This is a genomic window from Palleronia sp. (genome assembly GCF_042089775.1).
Taxonomy (GTDB): domain Bacteria; phylum Pseudomonadota; class Alphaproteobacteria; order Rhodobacterales; family Rhodobacteraceae; genus Palleronia.
Map to the genome: position 1 here is coordinate 1 of NZ_JBELKF010000040.1, position 14,560 is coordinate 14,560.

The 14,560-nt window shown below is 65.7% G+C and carries 15 protein-coding genes; 10 read left to right on the forward strand and 5 right to left on the reverse strand.

All coding sequences use genetic code 11. The annotated features are described in order from the left end of the window. The first annotated feature begins 242 nt into the window (after positions 1–242). From ACFDS3_RS11115 to lpxK, 4 genes are all read left to right on the forward strand, one after another. Positions 243–779, forward strand: coding sequence for a hypothetical protein (locus ACFDS3_RS11115; protein WP_375262423.1), 537 nt, complete (start codon positions 243–245; stop codon positions 777–779). An 81-nt stretch (positions 780–860) separates the two neighbouring features. Continuing rightward, positions 861–1,106 (forward strand): DUF4170 domain-containing protein, encoded by a 246-nt coding sequence (locus ACFDS3_RS11120; RefSeq protein ID WP_375262424.1) that lies wholly within the window; start codon positions 861–863, stop codon positions 1,104–1,106. A 9-nt stretch (positions 1,107–1,115) separates the two neighbouring features. After that, the gene (locus ACFDS3_RS11125; protein ID WP_375262425.1) at positions 1,116–2,258 is read left to right on the forward strand and encodes a hypothetical protein; all 1,143 of its coding nucleotides are present in this window, start codon (positions 1,116–1,118) and stop codon (positions 2,256–2,258) included. Beyond that, entirely contained in the window at positions 2,258–3,247 is a 990-nt protein-coding gene (lpxK, locus tag ACFDS3_RS11130; protein ID WP_375262426.1) for a tetraacyldisaccharide 4'-kinase, read from the forward strand. The genes ACFDS3_RS11125 and lpxK overlap by 1 nt, the downstream gene beginning before the upstream one ends. Here lpxK and ACFDS3_RS11135 read toward each other — a convergent pair. Continuing rightward, positions 3,244–3,960: a DsbA family protein gene (locus ACFDS3_RS11135; RefSeq protein ID WP_375262427.1), complete on the reverse strand. Its 717-nt coding sequence runs from the start codon at positions 3,958–3,960 to the stop codon at positions 3,244–3,246. The two genes, lpxK and ACFDS3_RS11135, sit on opposite strands and share 4 nt — an antisense overlap. After that, positions 3,957–4,469 carry a DUF721 domain-containing protein gene (locus ACFDS3_RS11140; RefSeq protein ID WP_375262428.1) on the reverse strand — a complete coding sequence of 171 codons (513 nt, stop codon included), beginning with the start codon at positions 4,467–4,469 and terminating at the stop codon, positions 3,957–3,959. The genes ACFDS3_RS11135 and ACFDS3_RS11140 overlap by 4 nt, the downstream gene beginning before the upstream one ends. A 63-nt stretch (positions 4,470–4,532) precedes the next feature. Here ACFDS3_RS11140 and mutY point away from each other — a divergent pair, with 63 nt between their 5' ends. The 4 genes from mutY to ACFDS3_RS11160 all read left to right on the forward strand — a co-directional run bounded on the left by mutY (position 4,533) and on the right by ACFDS3_RS11160 (position 9,573). Further along, positions 4,533–5,606: an A/G-specific adenine glycosylase gene (gene mutY, locus ACFDS3_RS11145; RefSeq protein ID WP_375262429.1), complete on the forward strand. Its 1,074-nt coding sequence runs from the start codon at positions 4,533–4,535 to the stop codon at positions 5,604–5,606. Between the two features lie 35 nt (positions 5,607–5,641). Further along, positions 5,642–6,754, forward strand: a complete 1,113-nt coding sequence (locus ACFDS3_RS11150; protein WP_375262430.1) for an alkane 1-monooxygenase — start codon at positions 5,642–5,644, stop codon at positions 6,752–6,754. Between the two features lie 127 nt (positions 6,755–6,881). Next, positions 6,882–7,142, forward strand: coding sequence for a hypothetical protein (locus ACFDS3_RS11155; protein WP_375262431.1), 261 nt, complete (start codon positions 6,882–6,884; stop codon positions 7,140–7,142). A 145-nt stretch (positions 7,143–7,287) separates the two neighbouring features. Continuing rightward, positions 7,288–9,573, forward strand: a complete 2,286-nt coding sequence (locus ACFDS3_RS11160; RefSeq protein WP_375262432.1) for a hypothetical protein — start codon at positions 7,288–7,290, stop codon at positions 9,571–9,573. Here ACFDS3_RS11160 and ACFDS3_RS11165 read toward each other — a convergent pair whose 3' ends face one another. Continuing rightward, complete coding sequence (locus ACFDS3_RS11165; RefSeq protein WP_375262433.1) at positions 9,574–10,326, reverse strand: hypothetical protein; 753 nt, start codon at positions 10,324–10,326, stop codon at positions 9,574–9,576. It abuts the gene before it with no gap. Continuing rightward, positions 10,326–11,699, reverse strand: coding sequence for a GumC family protein (locus ACFDS3_RS11170; RefSeq protein WP_375262434.1), 1,374 nt, complete (start codon positions 11,697–11,699; stop codon positions 10,326–10,328). The genes ACFDS3_RS11165 and ACFDS3_RS11170 overlap by 1 nt, the downstream gene beginning before the upstream one ends. Before the next feature lie 158 nt (positions 11,700–11,857). Between ACFDS3_RS11170 and ACFDS3_RS11175 the strand changes: the two genes are divergently transcribed. Together ACFDS3_RS11175 and ACFDS3_RS11180 are read left to right on the forward strand one after the other, a co-directional pair. Continuing rightward, positions 11,858–12,466 (forward strand): polysaccharide biosynthesis/export family protein, encoded by a 609-nt coding sequence (locus ACFDS3_RS11175; RefSeq protein WP_375262435.1) that lies wholly within the window; start codon positions 11,858–11,860, stop codon positions 12,464–12,466. Positions 12,467–12,654: 188 nt separating this feature from the next. Beyond that, positions 12,655–13,596 (forward strand): hypothetical protein, encoded by a 942-nt coding sequence (locus tag ACFDS3_RS11180; RefSeq protein ID WP_375262436.1) that lies wholly within the window; start codon positions 12,655–12,657, stop codon positions 13,594–13,596. Between the two features lie 8 nt (positions 13,597–13,604). Here the strand turns inward: ACFDS3_RS11180 and ACFDS3_RS11185 are convergent, their stop codons facing one another. Beyond that, a complete protein-coding gene (locus ACFDS3_RS11185; RefSeq protein WP_375262437.1) occupies positions 13,605–14,459 on the reverse strand; it encodes a glycosyltransferase family 2 protein in 855 nt (284 codons plus the stop codon). Positions 14,460–14,560 lie beyond the last annotated feature (101 nt).

Consider the following 14,560-nt stretch of genomic DNA (forward strand, 5'->3'; position numbering starts at 1 on the left):
GCGGAGAGCTTCCCGGGATTCATCGACATCACTTCGATCCGCCTCTGGCTCCGCCGTTTGTCAACATGACCTAGTGGTCCGAATAGCGATCAGTTGGCGCCTGTCCTCACCATTGCTTCCGATTTGGCTTCATTAACGCCTCGTGATTTAATGAGACACGCACTCTTCAACTTTACAGCGATCGGCGGACCGTTAATTTTGAGACATCCGGGCGTTGCGAACCGGGTTCGGAAGAGGGGTTCATGAGGACGGTAACCTGTAAGACGTGTGTCAACATGCGCTCCGGGCGGATCAAGGCCTGCCCGATCTGCGAAGATGAAGGCCGTCGGATCGGGCGCACGGCTACACGCGTGACCGCGGTGGTACTGCTGTGTGTGGCGGCGTTCTGGTCTCAGGTCGCGACGGACACGCCGCTGCTCAGGGCGGCCAGCGCGAATGCAACATCCAGCGCGAGCGTCTGGAGCAAGGGGACATCGGGCAGCGCGGCGGTGGCCTGCGAAGAACAACTCTCCTGCTGGGGTAACTTGCACCACGATGCCGCCGTGCTGGCGTGCCGGGCAGAGATGACGCGGCAAGGGGGAGAGCACCTCCAATGGGTTCCCGGCTATGCTTCGCAGAACTTCGATGCGTACGCCTGGCATCCAGGTGCGCCTCTGGCGATCGCTTATTCAGGGGATGGAGCCCGCGTGGCCGAGCCGGACGGCGGGCTTCGCCTCGTGTCCTACACCTGCGGCTTCGATCCACTGACGCGCGGCGTCATCGCCCTGCGCATCGACTGACCAGCCAAGGGCGTTCGGCTGCGCCCCGCGCATTGAGGAAGAACGCCTGTCGTTATACACGGTGGCGTAAAGGAGATGCCCATGACCCAGCGCCTGCACCTCGTTTTCGGCGGAGAGCTCGTCGAACCGTCTCGCAACGTCTTCAAGGACGTGTCCGACATCCACATCGTGGGCATGTTCCCCGACTACAAATCGGCCTTTGACGCGTGGAAGACCTGGGCGCAGAAGACCGTCGATAACGCCCATATGCGCTACTACATCGCCCATATTCACCGCCTGCGCGACGAAGAGGCCGCTGCCTCGGCCACCGAGGAGCTCGGCGAGTAAGCCACCGCCATGGCGGGCTTTTCCCTGACCCTCTTGCGCCACCGCCTGGCGGCCGCGCGCGATCTGGCGCGGCGGCCGCGTCCCGCGATGGCGCCGCCGGGGCGCCCCGAGGGGCGGCTGATCTGGGCGCATTTCGGGACGGGCGTATCTTCGGCAGGCGTGCGTTTCGTGCTCGAGCGGCTGCGTCGCACGCATCCTGACCTGCGCTTCGTGACGACGGGGCAGGGCGGCCATCCGGACTTGACGGCGGCACCGCCGCCCGATGCCACGGCTGCCGCGCGCGCGTTCCTCGACCACTGGTCGCCGAACCTCGCGATCTTCTCTGGGGGCGACACCTTCCCCGCGGTCTGGTCCGAGGCCTTGTCCCGGGGAATCCCGCTTTTTGCCGCGGACGTGGATCCTGCGCGGCAAGCCAGCGCTCTGGTGCAAGAGATGTCCCGGTTCGATGCAGTTCTGTCGCGGGCGCCTGATCCTCGTATTGGCCCTACGCTCGAAGTCGTGGGGCCGCTTTCGAAGACACCTGTGCCGCCGTCGACGAACGCCACCGAGATGGAGGCCATGTCCGAGCGGCTCGCGACCCGCCCGGTCTGGTTCGCCGCGGATGCCGGGCCGGAAGAGACGGCACTCGTTCTTGCGGCGCACCGCAGGGCGTCGCGTATGGCGCATCGCCTTGTGCTCGTGCTGTCCACGTCGGACCCGAAGATCGACACGCGGCTGGATGCGGATGGGTGGCAATGGTGCTGGTGCGAGAACGCGAATCAGATCCAGGCGGACACGCAGGTCGTTGCAAGCCGACCCGGACGCCGGACCGGATTGTGGCTGCGGCTGTCGCCGATCACCTACCTCGGCGGCTCGATTTTGGGACAGGGGGCGGGGATGTCCCCGCAGGTTCCCGCCTCGCTCGGGTCGGCGGTGATCCATGGGCCGCGGCTGGGCGCGCAGGCGGCCGACCTCGAACCGCTGCGCGATGTAAGCGCGACCTGGACCGTGCGGGATGCCGACGCCCTGGGCGAGGCAGTCGAAAAGTTCCTGAACCCTGCGGAGGCTGCCAAGCGCGCCGCGCGAGGATGGCAGGCGACCAGCGCGGGGGCCGAGGCCTCGGCCTATCTGGTCGAGCTTCTGGATGACACGCTCGCCGGGATCCCGGCCTGATGAGACCGCCGCGCTTCTGGTCCGCTCCGCCAGAGAAGCCGGGATTCGCGGCACGCGCGCTGACGCCTCTTGGCGCGGTCTATGCGGCCGGCACGGCGCGGCGCGTGGCGCGGACCGGGAAGCGGCTGGACGTGCCGGTGATCTGCGTCGGGAACATCAATGTTGGCGGGACAGGAAAGACGCCGGCGGTGATGGACCTGCTGATGCGGCTCATGGCGAAAGGGCGTCGGCCGCATGTGATCAGTCGTGGGTATGGTGCGCGGGTCAACGGCGTCGTGCGGGTCGATCCCGCGGGACACCGTGCGGACCAGGTGGGGGACGAGCCGCTTCTGCTGGCGCAGTTTGCGCCGGTCCATGTCTCGCCCGATCGTGCGGCCGCCGCGCAGGCTGCGGTTGCCGACGGGGCCGAGGTCGTGGTGATGGATGACGGGTTCCAGAACCCGGCGGTCGAGAAGGATCTGTCGCTCGTCGTCGTGGATGCGGCGGTCGGCTTCGGCAATGGCCGTGTTCTTCCCGCGGGTCCCTTGCGAGAGCCTGTCTCGACCGGCCTCGCCCGGGCGGACATGGTGTTGGCGATCGGTGATCCTGCCGCGCAGGAGGTGTTTCGCGCCGCCTGGGGCAGTCGTGTCGAGGTGCCGCTGATGACCGGGCGGCTTGCTCCGCTGCCGACGGGGATGCCGTGGGAGGGGCTGCGCGTGTTCGCCTTCGCCGGGATCGGGCGGCCGGCGAAGTTCTTCGAGACGCTGGACAGCCTTGGCGCAAACGTGGTCGCGCGGGTTCCGCTGGACGACCACCAAGCGTTCGTCCCGGCGCTGCTCGATCGGTTGGCGCGGGACGCGGCGGCGGCGAATGCGCAGCTTGTCACAACGGAGAAGGACGCGGTGCGTTTGCCCGCGTCCTTCCGACGGTCCGTCCTGACGCTTCCTGTGCGCCTTCAGATCGACGATGCCGCGCCCCTGGAGGCGCGGCTGGCCGGGTTGGGGCTTTAGCCCTCTTCGTCGGTCTCGGCGAGCTTTTCGTCCAGGATTGACGAGAACTCGTCGTAGCCCATGTTCGAATACTTCTCGCCGTTGATGATGAAGGTCGGCGTGGAGGTCACGTCGTCCGCCTCGGCGTTCTCTTGGAACGTCGCGTAGAGGGCTTCGGCCTTCGCGCCGTCCGACAGGCAACTGTCCAATTGCTCCTCCGACAGACCGGCCGTCTTGCCGAGGCGCTTGAGGTTCTCGGCGATTTCGGCGGGCTCGCCCTGCGTCCATTCGCGCTGCTTCTCGTAGATCAGGTCGGCGATGCCGAAATACTTGTCGGGATCGCAGCGTGCGACCATCCCGGCCCACAGGCCATAGCGGTCAAAATAGACCTCGCGGTTAATGAACTCGATCTGGCCGCTGTCGATGTAGTTCGACTTCAGCTCAGGATAGACCGTTTCGGCGAAATTGGCGCAGTGCGGGCAGGTGAAAGAGGCATATTCGATGACCTGGACGTCGGCGTCAGGGTTGCCGAGGGACATTTCCTGGATTTCGACGGTCTCGCCCTCGCCCTCGCCCTCGCCCTCGCCCTCGGCCTGTGCCTCGGTGTCGGCTTCCTGCGCCTGGGCGGGGGCGAAGGGCGTCATGCCGGAAGTCTCGGGGCCGGAGCTCTGCAGGTACCAAGCTCCGCCTGCGACGATTGCGGCCGCAGCGGCGACGGAAGTGATCTTGTTCATGGATGTCCCTTTCTGAATCGGTCGGAGCGCACGTTTGTGCCAAGTCGTTCAAGAGCGGCGCGCAGGTCTGGATCGGTGACCGAGGCAGCCTCGGACCGGGCAACGGGGTCGACGGGCTGAGCTGCAACCTCGGTGCGTGCGGGCGCCTGCGGGCCGAAGCCCGAGGGTGCCGTCTGAGTGATGTGGATGCGCCGGATCGCGTCGTAGCCGTAGCAGGCGTTTACCTTGCGGCGCAGCGTCTCGACCTGCATCTGCAGCATCGGAGCCTGCGCGCCGGTGGTGAGAACCGTCAATGTAGCACCCATTCCCCCGCGCGAGAAGGACACGTCCACGGGGCGGCAGATTGCGGCCATCTCGTGGCCGGCGACCTCTTCCCAATGGGTCAGAAGGCGCGAGACCGCAAAGCCCCGGCTTTCGCCGACGCGGCGGATGTCGCGTTCGACCAGCGTCGCGGCCCGGACGGGGCCCTTGCGGAACTTGCGACGATATGGCGTCTGGCTCTGGTTCATCGCGGCCAATCTATGCGTTGGCGCGGGCGGGGAAAGCCCAGATACGAGGGGAGGCCATAAAAGATGCGTGACGCGCCCGATCCCGGAGAGCTGCTGGCCTGGTACGACGCCCACGCGCGCGTGATGCCGTGGCGGGTCGGCCCCGCCGCGCGGGCGGCGGGGGTGCGGCCCGATCCCTACCGCGTGTGGCTGTCCGAGGTCATGCTACAGCAGACGACGGTGGCGGCGGTTCGCGAATATTTCCGCCGGTTCACCGCGCTTTGGCCGAGCGTTGGCGACCTGGCCGCGGCCGAGGATGCGGAGGTGATGGGAGAATGGGCGGGGCTAGGCTATTACGCGCGGGCGCGGAACCTGCTGAAATGCGCGCGCATGGTAGCGGGCGAGTTGGGCGGCTCCTTCCCTGAGACGCGCGAGGGATTGCTCGCCCTGCCGGGCGTCGGCCCCTACACCGCGTCCGCCGTCGCGGCGATTGCCTTCGACCAGCCAGAGGCAGTCGTGGACGGCAATGTCGAGCGCGTGATGGCGCGGGTCTTCGCCGTTGAGGCGCCTCTTCCAGGGGCGAAGAAAGAGCTGGCCTCGCTTGCGGAGACGCTGACGCCGACGGAGCGACCTGGCGACTATGCGCAGGCCGTGATGGATCTGGGCGCCACCATCTGCACGCCTCGCAGCCCTGCATGCGGGATCTGTCCCTGGATGGCCGATTGCGCGGCGCGGGCGCAGGGGATCGCCGCCGAACTGCCGCGCAAGGCGCCGAAAGCGGCCAAGCCGGTGCGCCACGGGGTCGCCTATCTTGCCCGAAGGCCGGACGGCGCATGGCTGCTGGAGACGCGGCCCGAGAAGGGGCTTCTCGGCGGGATGCTGGGGTGGCCGGGGTCGGAATGGGCGGCGGTGGTGCCGGATCATGTGCCCCCGGTCGCGGCAGAATGGCAGGAGGTGGGCGAGGTGCGGCATACCTTCACGCATTTTCAACTGATCCTGACGATCATGGCGACCGAGACGGACGCACCGCCGGGGAGTGGAGTATGGTTGGCGGCCGACAGGTTCCGCCCGTCGGACCTGCCGACCGTGATGCGCAAAGCGTATGACATCGCGACGCCGACGTTTCCGCCCGTTGAGCGGCGTCACCCGGGCGCGTAGGCTGATCATTGGGGTAGGTACGGGACTAGAACGTGATGACCGGCTTTGCAAAGGCGCTGCCCTTCTGGCTATCGCTCGGGTTTCTGCCGGTGTCGCTCGTCGCGGTGGCGCAGGGCGGATCGTGGGTGCTGCTGGTCCCCGCGTCGGCGTGGTGGCTCTTCGCCATCGTCGATGGCTTCGTCGGGCTGAACGAGGCGAACGAGGATACTTCGACGCCCGATGCGCAGCTGTTCTGGTTCCGCCTCATAACGCTGATGTGGTTCCCGCTCCAGTTGCTGTGGACCTTCGGCCTGATCTGGTACGTTCCTCGTGCCGATTACGCGTTCTGGGAGAAGGTGGGCGTCTTCTTCGGTGTCGGCGTCCTGACTGGCACGATCGGGATCAACTATGCGCACGAGTTGATGCACCAGCGGAACCGGGCGGAGCGATGGTTGGCCGATCTGCTGCTCGCGATGGTCTTCTACTCGCATTTTCGATCCGAGCACCTGCTGGTTCATCACCGCTATGTCGGTACGCCCCGCGACCCGGTGACGGCGCGATATAACGAGGGGTTCCACCGCTTCTATCCGCGCGTCTTGCGCCAGAGCCTGATCTCGTCATTCGAGGCCGAAGCGGCGATGCTCGCGCGGAAGAACCGGCCGTGGTGGGACCGGCGTAATCCCTTCTGGCGCTACTGGGCGCTCCAGGCAGCGTTCCTGCTGCTGGCGTTCCTTCTTGGCGGGTGGGAAGGGGTTGCACTGCTGCTGTTCCAGGCCGGGGTGGCGATCTGGCAGCTCGAACTGGTCAACTACGTCGAGCACTACGGACTGACGCGGAAGCACCTGGGCGCGGGGAAATACGAGCATGTGCGCCCGCGACATTCGTGGAACGCAAGCAACAAGGCATCGAACTGGCTTCTGATCAATTTACAGCGCCACTCGGACCACCATTTCAAACCGGACCGCCGATTCCCGCTGCTGCAGACCTACGGCGAGGACGAAGCTCCACAACTACCCGCCGCCTACCCGGTGATGACAGCCGCGGCGATGATCCCGCCGCTCTGGAAGCGCATCATGAACCCACGGGTGAAGGCGTGGCGTCGCCAGTTCTATCCTGAGATTCAGGATTGGCATCCTTACAACAAGGGCCTGAACCCGGCCCCGCGTTAGGTATTCTGGCGCCATAGGCGCGGCAGGACTGGCGAAGGATGGGCACCGTGCGGTGGTGCCACGCCGCATTAACGTAGACGGCGGCATACCCCGTGGCGAACGAAATCAGCCGTCAACGAGGTTCATCATGACTGACACCTTCTCCAGCCACATGCCGGGTCTGTCTTCACCTGCCGAGTCGATCACCTCGATCGTACCGGACGACAACGTCGACCTGCCCTACGCCACAAGGGCCATCAACGTGTCGAATACTGGCAATGTTCGCATCACGACGGTGTCCGGGACCACCGAGACGCTCTTCATCGCGGCGGGCATCGCGTTCCCTGTCCGGGCCAAGCGGGTGTGGTTCACCGGCACGGACGCCGCAGGAATCCGCGGCCTCTTCTGATCGGCCGGCCGGCGCGGGTGACCGCGCCAATTCTCCACGCCGCGTCCAACCAAGGGAATTCGCCATGGATATCAGCCTCGGTACAGCAATCTCCGCCCCATCCTTCCCTCCTGGGCCAAGGCAGGCGGGCCGGATCATCAGATCCGTGACGGCGTCGTCCTTCGGCCGCACTCCGGTCATCTTCGATTCGGGCGCGGCCCGCGGTGCGAACGCTGCGGACATTCCCTTGTCGGGCACGACCGATGCTGCGGACGGGTCTCAGATCGAGGCGCGAATCGTCCGGTCCCATGACGGGAGCGAGGTTCATCCCTGGGCGACGATTGCAACCGTTGCCGGCGGAGCCTGGGCGGGCGCTTTTCCGGCGGCGACCCGCAACGCGCAAAGGCTGCGGGCGGAACTGCGCGTCGCGGGCGAGACGATGATCACCCGGATGGCGGATGAGTTCCTTGTCGGGCACATCGTTTGCTTGATCGGTCAGTCCGAAGATTCGCGGATGTTCAATCCGATCTTCGACGACCGCCGGTATCAGAGCGTTCCGGCGTTCGCCGATGACGGTCTGTTCGTCCTGACATGGAAGGATCACGGCGCCGGTGCCGCGTTCACTGCGAACGGAATCGTTCCCGTCACGCAGACCGCACCGTTGACGGCTTCGATGGCGCATTTCGCCTCGGTCTTCACCAAGAACGCGCCGGGGGAGCCGTTACTGCTCATCGATGCAACAGAGCAAGGCACCAGCCGCACCGCACTTGTCGACGACAGCAACCTGGACCGCGATTGGCAGGCGACGCTTGCAGATGCAGTTGAGATCGTGCGGGCGTATGGCAGCGATGTCGGCGTGGTGATGGACACATGGACAGCCTCGGACAGCGCGCCGGCCGACAATTTCCGCGTCAGGTTTCAGCCCGTCTATTCCGGCGCCCTTGTCGACGGTACCGCGTTCCCCGTGGGCGACGTGATGAGCGATGGCGGGACGCCCTACCGGATCGACCACTTCCTGTGGGATCTGACCGGGCAGAAGCGCGCAGCGGCTCTGTTCGATGCCGCAGTGACGAAACTGGCGTTCCACGGACCCCATCGCTTCGAGGACTTCTTGATTGACGCCGAGGGGCGGTATGTGCCTGCGCTTCGCGCGCAGAAGCAGGATACGCGGATGTCGATCCGCGCCATGGTGGCCGATGCGCAGCTTGCGCCGATCATGCGGCCCAAGGGACCGGAGATCCTGCTGTATCAGAACGGAACCCCGACTACGGCGACTACCTGGGACGGTACCCGGTATGCGGAGGTCTATGACCCTGATCCGAACACTTGGGTCAACTGGGCCGATGCGGCGCATCCTTCAGCCTATTCCGACGACGGCTTGCCGGCTCGGGCGCGCCATTCGGCAGTTGCGGCTCTTTACGCGCTTGGTCGTGTTTCCGCCGAAGTACCGGTGCTTAACCGCGCCGAGTGGACCGAGGAGTACGTCGATCTATGGTGGGAAGATTTGCTGGGCCGGACTCCGCGACTGTCCACGACGCGGCTTGAGCGAGGCGAACCTTCGCCCTTCGACGCGCCCCACGTCCGCGAGCTGGCAGGCTTCTGGATCAACGGGGAACCGGCCGAAAATACGGAAGTGGTTGATGGCCGCATCCGTGTCTACCCCAATACCGGAACGTTCGACGGGACGACCCGGCTCGACTACGGATTGGGGGGCGCGTCCGGGGTCGTTGCCGCACCGGACGACGAGTTCATCGCCATCTGGAAAGATTTGCCGCTCGCCGTGGTCGGACTGTCCGGGGTCGAGGGCGTGGCCGTGGCGCCTATGCCAAACCAGGAAGAGATCCGGTCGACGTTGTCCGCCGCGGCGCAATTTGCGTCATCTGGCGACGTGATCTTCCGGGACAAGGCGCGCATCCCGACCGGTACTTCGGCGATCACGTGGCACTGGCGCGTGCGCCCGACGCTCGGGAGCGTATCGCAGGATCTGGGGGGCGTCGAAGGTGCTCGGGCGACGCTTCAGCGCCTGCCCGACGGAAAGATGCGTCTACTGATGATGGATGCCGGCGGCGTGATCTCGGTTCCTGCCATGCAGACCGTGTTGACGCTCGGTGTCCTTGTAGATCTCGTCCTGTGCATCGACCTCGCCGCACGCCGCGTGCGCTTGTGGAAAGATGGTTTGCCGGCCGAAGATCTGGCAATCGTGCCGAACGCCTCAACGTTCGAGACGAACCGCAACCTTCAGTTCCTGACCGGAGGCAGCAACGGATTTACTGGTGGCGTGGACCGGATGTCCGCGTGGTACGTTGGGTCGACAGACGGGAATGTCGCGGCACTCGGCCAGCCATTCTACTCGGTTTCGGGTCAGACTGCCGCGCCATACATTCGAGAAGAGGGGCCAGGTTCCACCGCGATCGGGTCATGGCTCGCGGCCGGAATTCCGCTACCGGTCTGATCAGGCAAAGCGGCACCCGTTCAGGACGATGCCAATCAGGTTGGTCTGTTCCGAAGCCAAGCGTTCGGCCAGGTCGATCTCGTCCCGCGTCACACGGTCGGCGGGCGCGACGATCAGGGCGCAGTCCACATGCTCCAAGAGTGACAGGGCGGCGTCCCCCTCTAGAAGAGGTGGGGCGTCGAACACGGTGAAGGACGGAGCAAATTCGGCCTCCAGCCGGTCGAGTGCGGTGGGAAGGGTCGACGCTTGCAGTATGTCTGATTGGTCGTCGCGCGGATGGGTTGCGAAGGCCATGGCCAGAGAACGCCCCGCACGAACACCAACTTCCCCGAAGCCCTCGCGTCCCTCGAACATTCGAACTGCTGAGAGGTCACGGGGCGGTTGAGATAGCAAGCGCTGGTGACTTGGCGCCGCGAGGTTCGCCTCGATAGACACGATGCGATCCTCGGCCCGCCGGGCGAAGGAGAAGGCGAGGTTGATCGCGACGATGGATGCTCCGCCCCCGGACCTGGGCGAGCAAATCGCCAGACGGCGCCATCCAGCAGCATGCATTTTCTGGCGTGCCCGCGTCCGTAGCGTATCGATGGGGCGCGATTGGAGGCAGCTGCGCCGCGCAAAGATGGCGTTCGCGCGTAGCGCTTCGCTGTCGAGCGCAACTGGCGGTAGATGACTCCACGCCGAGCCGCCGTCCCGAAGCGGCACAGGCTCCTTGGACACGCGGGGCGCATCATCTCGAATGGCTTCGGTCTGCATCAGCCTATCCTTGCGAACCTCAACGGGAATGATGGTCTCAGGCCCTTTCGTCTTGTCGGCGCCAACATCGGGAGCACGGCGAATGGGTCGAGACCTATTGCGTCTCGCAGATCGGCGGGACGCCTGATGGTCGTGTCGAACATCTCGCGGGCGACCGTCAGAAATAGGCCGGCGAAAAATCCGAAAGCGGCTCCGAGCCATGCAAGAGTCGCTCGCCCGGGACTGCTCGCCTGCTCCGGTGATGTGGCGGGGTGAAGGACGGCGATCCGGCTGTCCGCACTCATGTGCTCGACCTGTGCGCCTGTCTCGGCGGCGACCCTCTGGGCGAGAGCTGTCTCATAATTTCGCTCTGCCGCGCGGACCTCGCGCTCCAGAGCGGCCAGTAGGCTTGCAATGCGCGGTGTCTCTTCGATTGCGAGCGAGAGAGAGTGGATCTCGGCGGCCATGTCTTCCCGCTGAACTGCCAGAGCCGAGAGACGGCTTTGCAGCTCAGGTTCCGCGCCTGGAGTCGGACCGGCAGCTGGTTCCGCTTCCATGGCTTGAATCTGCGCGTCGAGCGCAATGAGGCGTGGATTGCCGGGGGAGAGCACCGCTGCAAGTGCAGCCCGCTCGGAGCGCAGCTTCGCAAGCTGGTCCGATGCGCCAGGTTGAGCGGTCAGCCCCCCGCCTGCGGCTAGACCGACAAGCTCTGCCTCCAGTTCCGCACGGTCGCGGTCAATCTGCATCAGTTGACTGCGCATCTCCGCGCGTTGCATGCGGCTAAACGAAAGCGCTTCTGGCAGCGAAGGCTGGTTTTGCCGTTCAAAGTCGCGGAGTTCGCCCTCTGCCTTGGCAAGATCTGCGGCAAGGCGGTCCGTTTCGCGGGAGAAATACTGGAGCGTTCCGTCCGCCAAGCCGGCGCGGCGCGCAGTATGTTCCGATAGCACGTAGGCGACGATCTCGCTTGACGCACGCTTGGACATTTCGGCTTTGGGTGCGGTGAAGCTGATCTCGACCGTGATAGGGGCGCCGGGCGCACCACGGCCGGGGCCCCCGCTGGTCGTGATCTCGATGCGTTCGCGCAAGTCCTCGGGTTTCTCGTCGAGCGCGCCGAGGTCGGCAGCGAGATCGGCAAGAACGGCATCCGACAGCGCATATTGCTCCACCAGCCGCAATGTCTCGATCTCCTGGGTGAGAATTGCGTCGGTGCCGCCGTTCGAAACGCGGGGCGGCTCGATCAGGAGCGTCGCCTTCGAAACGTAGCGCTCTTCCGAATAGAGGGAGGCAAGCAGTCCCAAGCCCGAGAATCCGATGATCGGCAGAGCAATCCAGCGCCACCGGAAGCGCAGAGTCGCAAAGATATAGCCGAGGTCGACCGGGGTCGGTTGCCGCACTGGAGACATTTCGATCAGGCCCGTTGAAGAAGGCGTTATGCGCAATCTCGACACTTCTGGTGAAGATCGCGTTAAGAGCGGTCCCAAGGCGGGCGCAACGAAGTGTTAACCATGGGTGGGGCATTCGGCAGGAAACCTTCGGGTAAGGAGTTCCTGCCATGCTGCTCGCGAAACGATTTGCATCGCTGATGCTCGCCCTTGCGCTCGCCGCTCCTGTTGCGGCGAGTGACTATCTCGTGCGACCGGGCGACACCCTGCGGGTCGAAGTCGTGGAAGATCCGTCGATGAACCGAAACGCGTTGGTCACGCCGGACGGGCGGGTTCACCTGCCCTTCGTCGGTGGCGTTACGGCCGGGGGGCGCTCCGTCGACCAGATTCGTGCCGCAGTAACGGCGGCTCTTGCAGATGACTTCGCGGTTGGCCCGACGGTCTTCGTGGGTCTGGCATCCGTTGCGCCAAGTGTCGCGGCACGGTCTGGACCCGTGCCGGAAGAGACCCTGAGCGTGTTCGTCATGGGCGAGGTAGTGAGCCCCGGCCGGATTGAGGTCGAACCAGGGACGACCGTGCTCCAAGTCCTGGCGACGGTCGGCGGGTTCAGCGAGTTCGCGGCGACGAAGCGGCTCCAGCTGCGCCGCGCAAATGGCGGGGAAGCAGCGGTCTATGCGTTGAACTACCACGCGTTCGAGCGGGGGCAGAGCGCTGACGGGCAGCTGCCTGTCGCGGATGGCGACACCCTCATCGTTCCGACGCGCCGTCTGTTCGAGTAGCCGCAATGCGCAGTCTGGCCTTCGTCGCGGTCCTGTGCGCGGCAAGCGCCGCGGAGGGAGCGACAGACCTCACATTCGGTCTCGCACACGGACTGTCTGCGGTTAACACATCGCATAACGCTGATCTTGGGATCGCGGCCGCATTCGACATGCAAGCCGAGCGCCGTTCGCCCGGCCGTGTGCTAACCATGGGGCTTGCCGGCGACCTCGACGGTGAGGGCGACGCCAGCGGGGCGGCAACGCTGTCCTTCGCAGACCGGAGCGGAGGGCGGATCGCAGCGTTCGAGATGTCACATCACCGCTTCGATGAGGGCGGCTTCGATCCTCTGGCGGTTCTGTCGGCGCCGCAATCCGCCACGCGAAGCCGGCTGGAATTCGGGCGCACGGTAGGCGGTCCGATTGACTGGGTGATCTCGTGGGAGGCCTTTCAGGAGGACTCGCCGCCCGGCGATGCTAGCGGTCAGATGCTGGCGGCCGAGCTGGGCGTTTCGCCGGGCCCAGCCCGCCGCGCGACCCTGCGCCTCGCGCACGATCGGCGCAGTTTCTACGGTGCCGACGCGACCTATGAGGAGCTGGGTCTTGCATTCCAGGCGCGGCGGCGCGGCGGTCGGGACGAAGCTCTCGTCAGCGCCCGCACTACACCCGAGGGCGTCCGGCTGGAGACCGGCGTCGGGATGGTGCGCGAGATGCCGTGCGGGGGTGCGATGGGCGTGCAGGTCGGACTGGCCAAGACGGCAGACGGAGACGTCCTCCCGATCGGCGATCTCGACCTGCGCCTGGGGCTGACGCGGCAGAGCCGTCTCGTGCTGGACGCCGGGCATCAAGTGATCGACGATCCGTCGCGAGGCGAGATCAGCGACCTTCGGCTGGATCTGAGCGTTTACCATCGTTCGACCCGCCTGACATCGATCGAGTTCGGTCTCGGGACGTTTCACCGCGAGCCGATCTCGGGAGCAGACGCGGATGCCGGGATGCGGGCCTCGGCGCGCCTTTCGCGCGACCTGACTCCGGACTGGTCGCTGGCGGCAGAGCTTGAGCACCGCCGCCTTGATCCGGGGCGATCGCAGGAGACACGCCGGTCGGAGCTTTCAATCATGCTGGAGCGGCGATTCGGCGGCCAAGGCTTCTGAGCCGGGTCTCAGATCGGAAGGCCCGCAGATTGCTTGAGCATCCACCACGCTCTGAGCCAACGGAGTCGGAACAGGACCGAGAGACCCGCGAGCCGGTCCGCAACCGACAGCCCCTCCTTCCGCAGTAGGCGGGGTGCGTGGACGAAGGCGCTGGGCCCGGTCGCAAGTGCACGTGCGATCCAAGAGATGCGCCGTCCGGTCTTGTTCGAAAGTGCGTGCCCCTCTTCGGTCAGCCGGTGCCACTTACGGACGAGGGCGGCCCAGTCGGCGCGGGTCGGATGTGCGACCGAGAGGGTCTCGGCATACGCGATGCGGTAGCCCAGGCGCGTGGCGCGCTGGCACCAGTCCTTGTCCTCCGAAACTTCGTCGCGGAATGGGCCGACGGCGGTGAATACGGTACGGGTGGTGACCAGGTTTGCCGTGACCGAGAAGCCTTCGTTTTCGATGTAGCGGCGATTGTCGAACGCGAAGACGGCTTCGAAGGCCTGTGCCCCGGTCCGCAAGAGCGGCGTCTCGTCGAAGAGCGCGACGCGGCCGCCGACGATGTCAGCGTCCGGCCCGCAAGCCAGCGCGGTCTCGATCCAGCCAGGATCGGGCACGCAGTCGCAGTCAAGGAAGAGCAACCGCTCGGCGCAGGTTTCCGCGACGCCGCGGTTGCGGGCATGAGCGGCACCGGATCGAGGTTCGGACAGGAACCGGACACCGGGAAACATGGCGGCGAGTCCTTCGGGCGGCTCGGCGGAGCCGTTGTCGACGACAACGATTTCCACATCACAAGGTGCGTCGGCGACGAGCGCCTCAAGGCAGCGGATCAGGCGGATCGGGTCGTTGAAATGCGGGATGATGACGGCTGCGCGATGCATGGTCGGCTCCTCCAGGGCTCCGACACACGCTATTCAGGCGAGGGAAAACGAACTCTTAACGTCTTCAAGTGTAGAGAAAATCCGTGTCACACGGAGAGCCG

Excerpts from the sequence above, each read along its gene's own strand:
- ACFDS3_RS11115 (WP_375262423.1), top strand. The coding sequence starts at position 243 with ATGAGGACGGTAACCTGTAAGACGTGTGTCAACATGCGCTCCGGGCGG.
- ACFDS3_RS11155 (WP_375262431.1), top strand. The coding sequence starts at position 6,882 with ATGACTGACACCTTCTCCAGCCACATGCCGGGTCTGTCTTCACCTGCC.
- ACFDS3_RS11135 (WP_375262427.1), bottom strand. The coding sequence starts at position 3,960 with ATGAACAAGATCACTTCCGTCGCCGCTGCGGCCGCAATCGTCGCAGGC.
- ACFDS3_RS11150 (WP_375262430.1), top strand. The coding sequence starts at position 5,642 with ATGACCGGCTTTGCAAAGGCGCTGCCCTTCTGGCTATCGCTCGGGTTT.
- ACFDS3_RS11120 (WP_375262424.1), top strand. The coding sequence starts at position 861 with ATGACCCAGCGCCTGCACCTCGTTTTCGGCGGAGAGCTCGTCGAACCG.
- ACFDS3_RS11165 (WP_375262433.1), bottom strand. The coding sequence starts at position 10,326 with ATGCAGACCGAAGCCATTCGAGATGATGCGCCCCGCGTGTCCAAGGAG.
- ACFDS3_RS11125 (WP_375262425.1), top strand. The coding sequence starts at position 1,116 with ATGGCGGGCTTTTCCCTGACCCTCTTGCGCCACCGCCTGGCGGCCGCG.
- mutY (WP_375262429.1), top strand. The coding sequence starts at position 4,533 with ATGCGTGACGCGCCCGATCCCGGAGAGCTGCTGGCCTGGTACGACGCC.
- ACFDS3_RS11180 (WP_375262436.1), top strand. The coding sequence starts at position 12,655 with ATGGGGCTTGCCGGCGACCTCGACGGTGAGGGCGACGCCAGCGGGGCG.
- ACFDS3_RS11185 (WP_375262437.1), bottom strand. The coding sequence starts at position 14,459 with ATGCATCGCGCAGCCGTCATCATCCCGCATTTCAACGACCCGATCCGC.
- lpxK (WP_375262426.1), top strand. The coding sequence starts at position 2,258 with ATGAGACCGCCGCGCTTCTGGTCCGCTCCGCCAGAGAAGCCGGGATTC.
- ACFDS3_RS11140 (WP_375262428.1), bottom strand. The coding sequence starts at position 4,469 with ATGAACCAGAGCCAGACGCCATATCGTCGCAAGTTCCGCAAGGGCCCC.
- ACFDS3_RS11175 (WP_375262435.1), top strand. The coding sequence starts at position 11,858 with ATGCTGCTCGCGAAACGATTTGCATCGCTGATGCTCGCCCTTGCGCTC.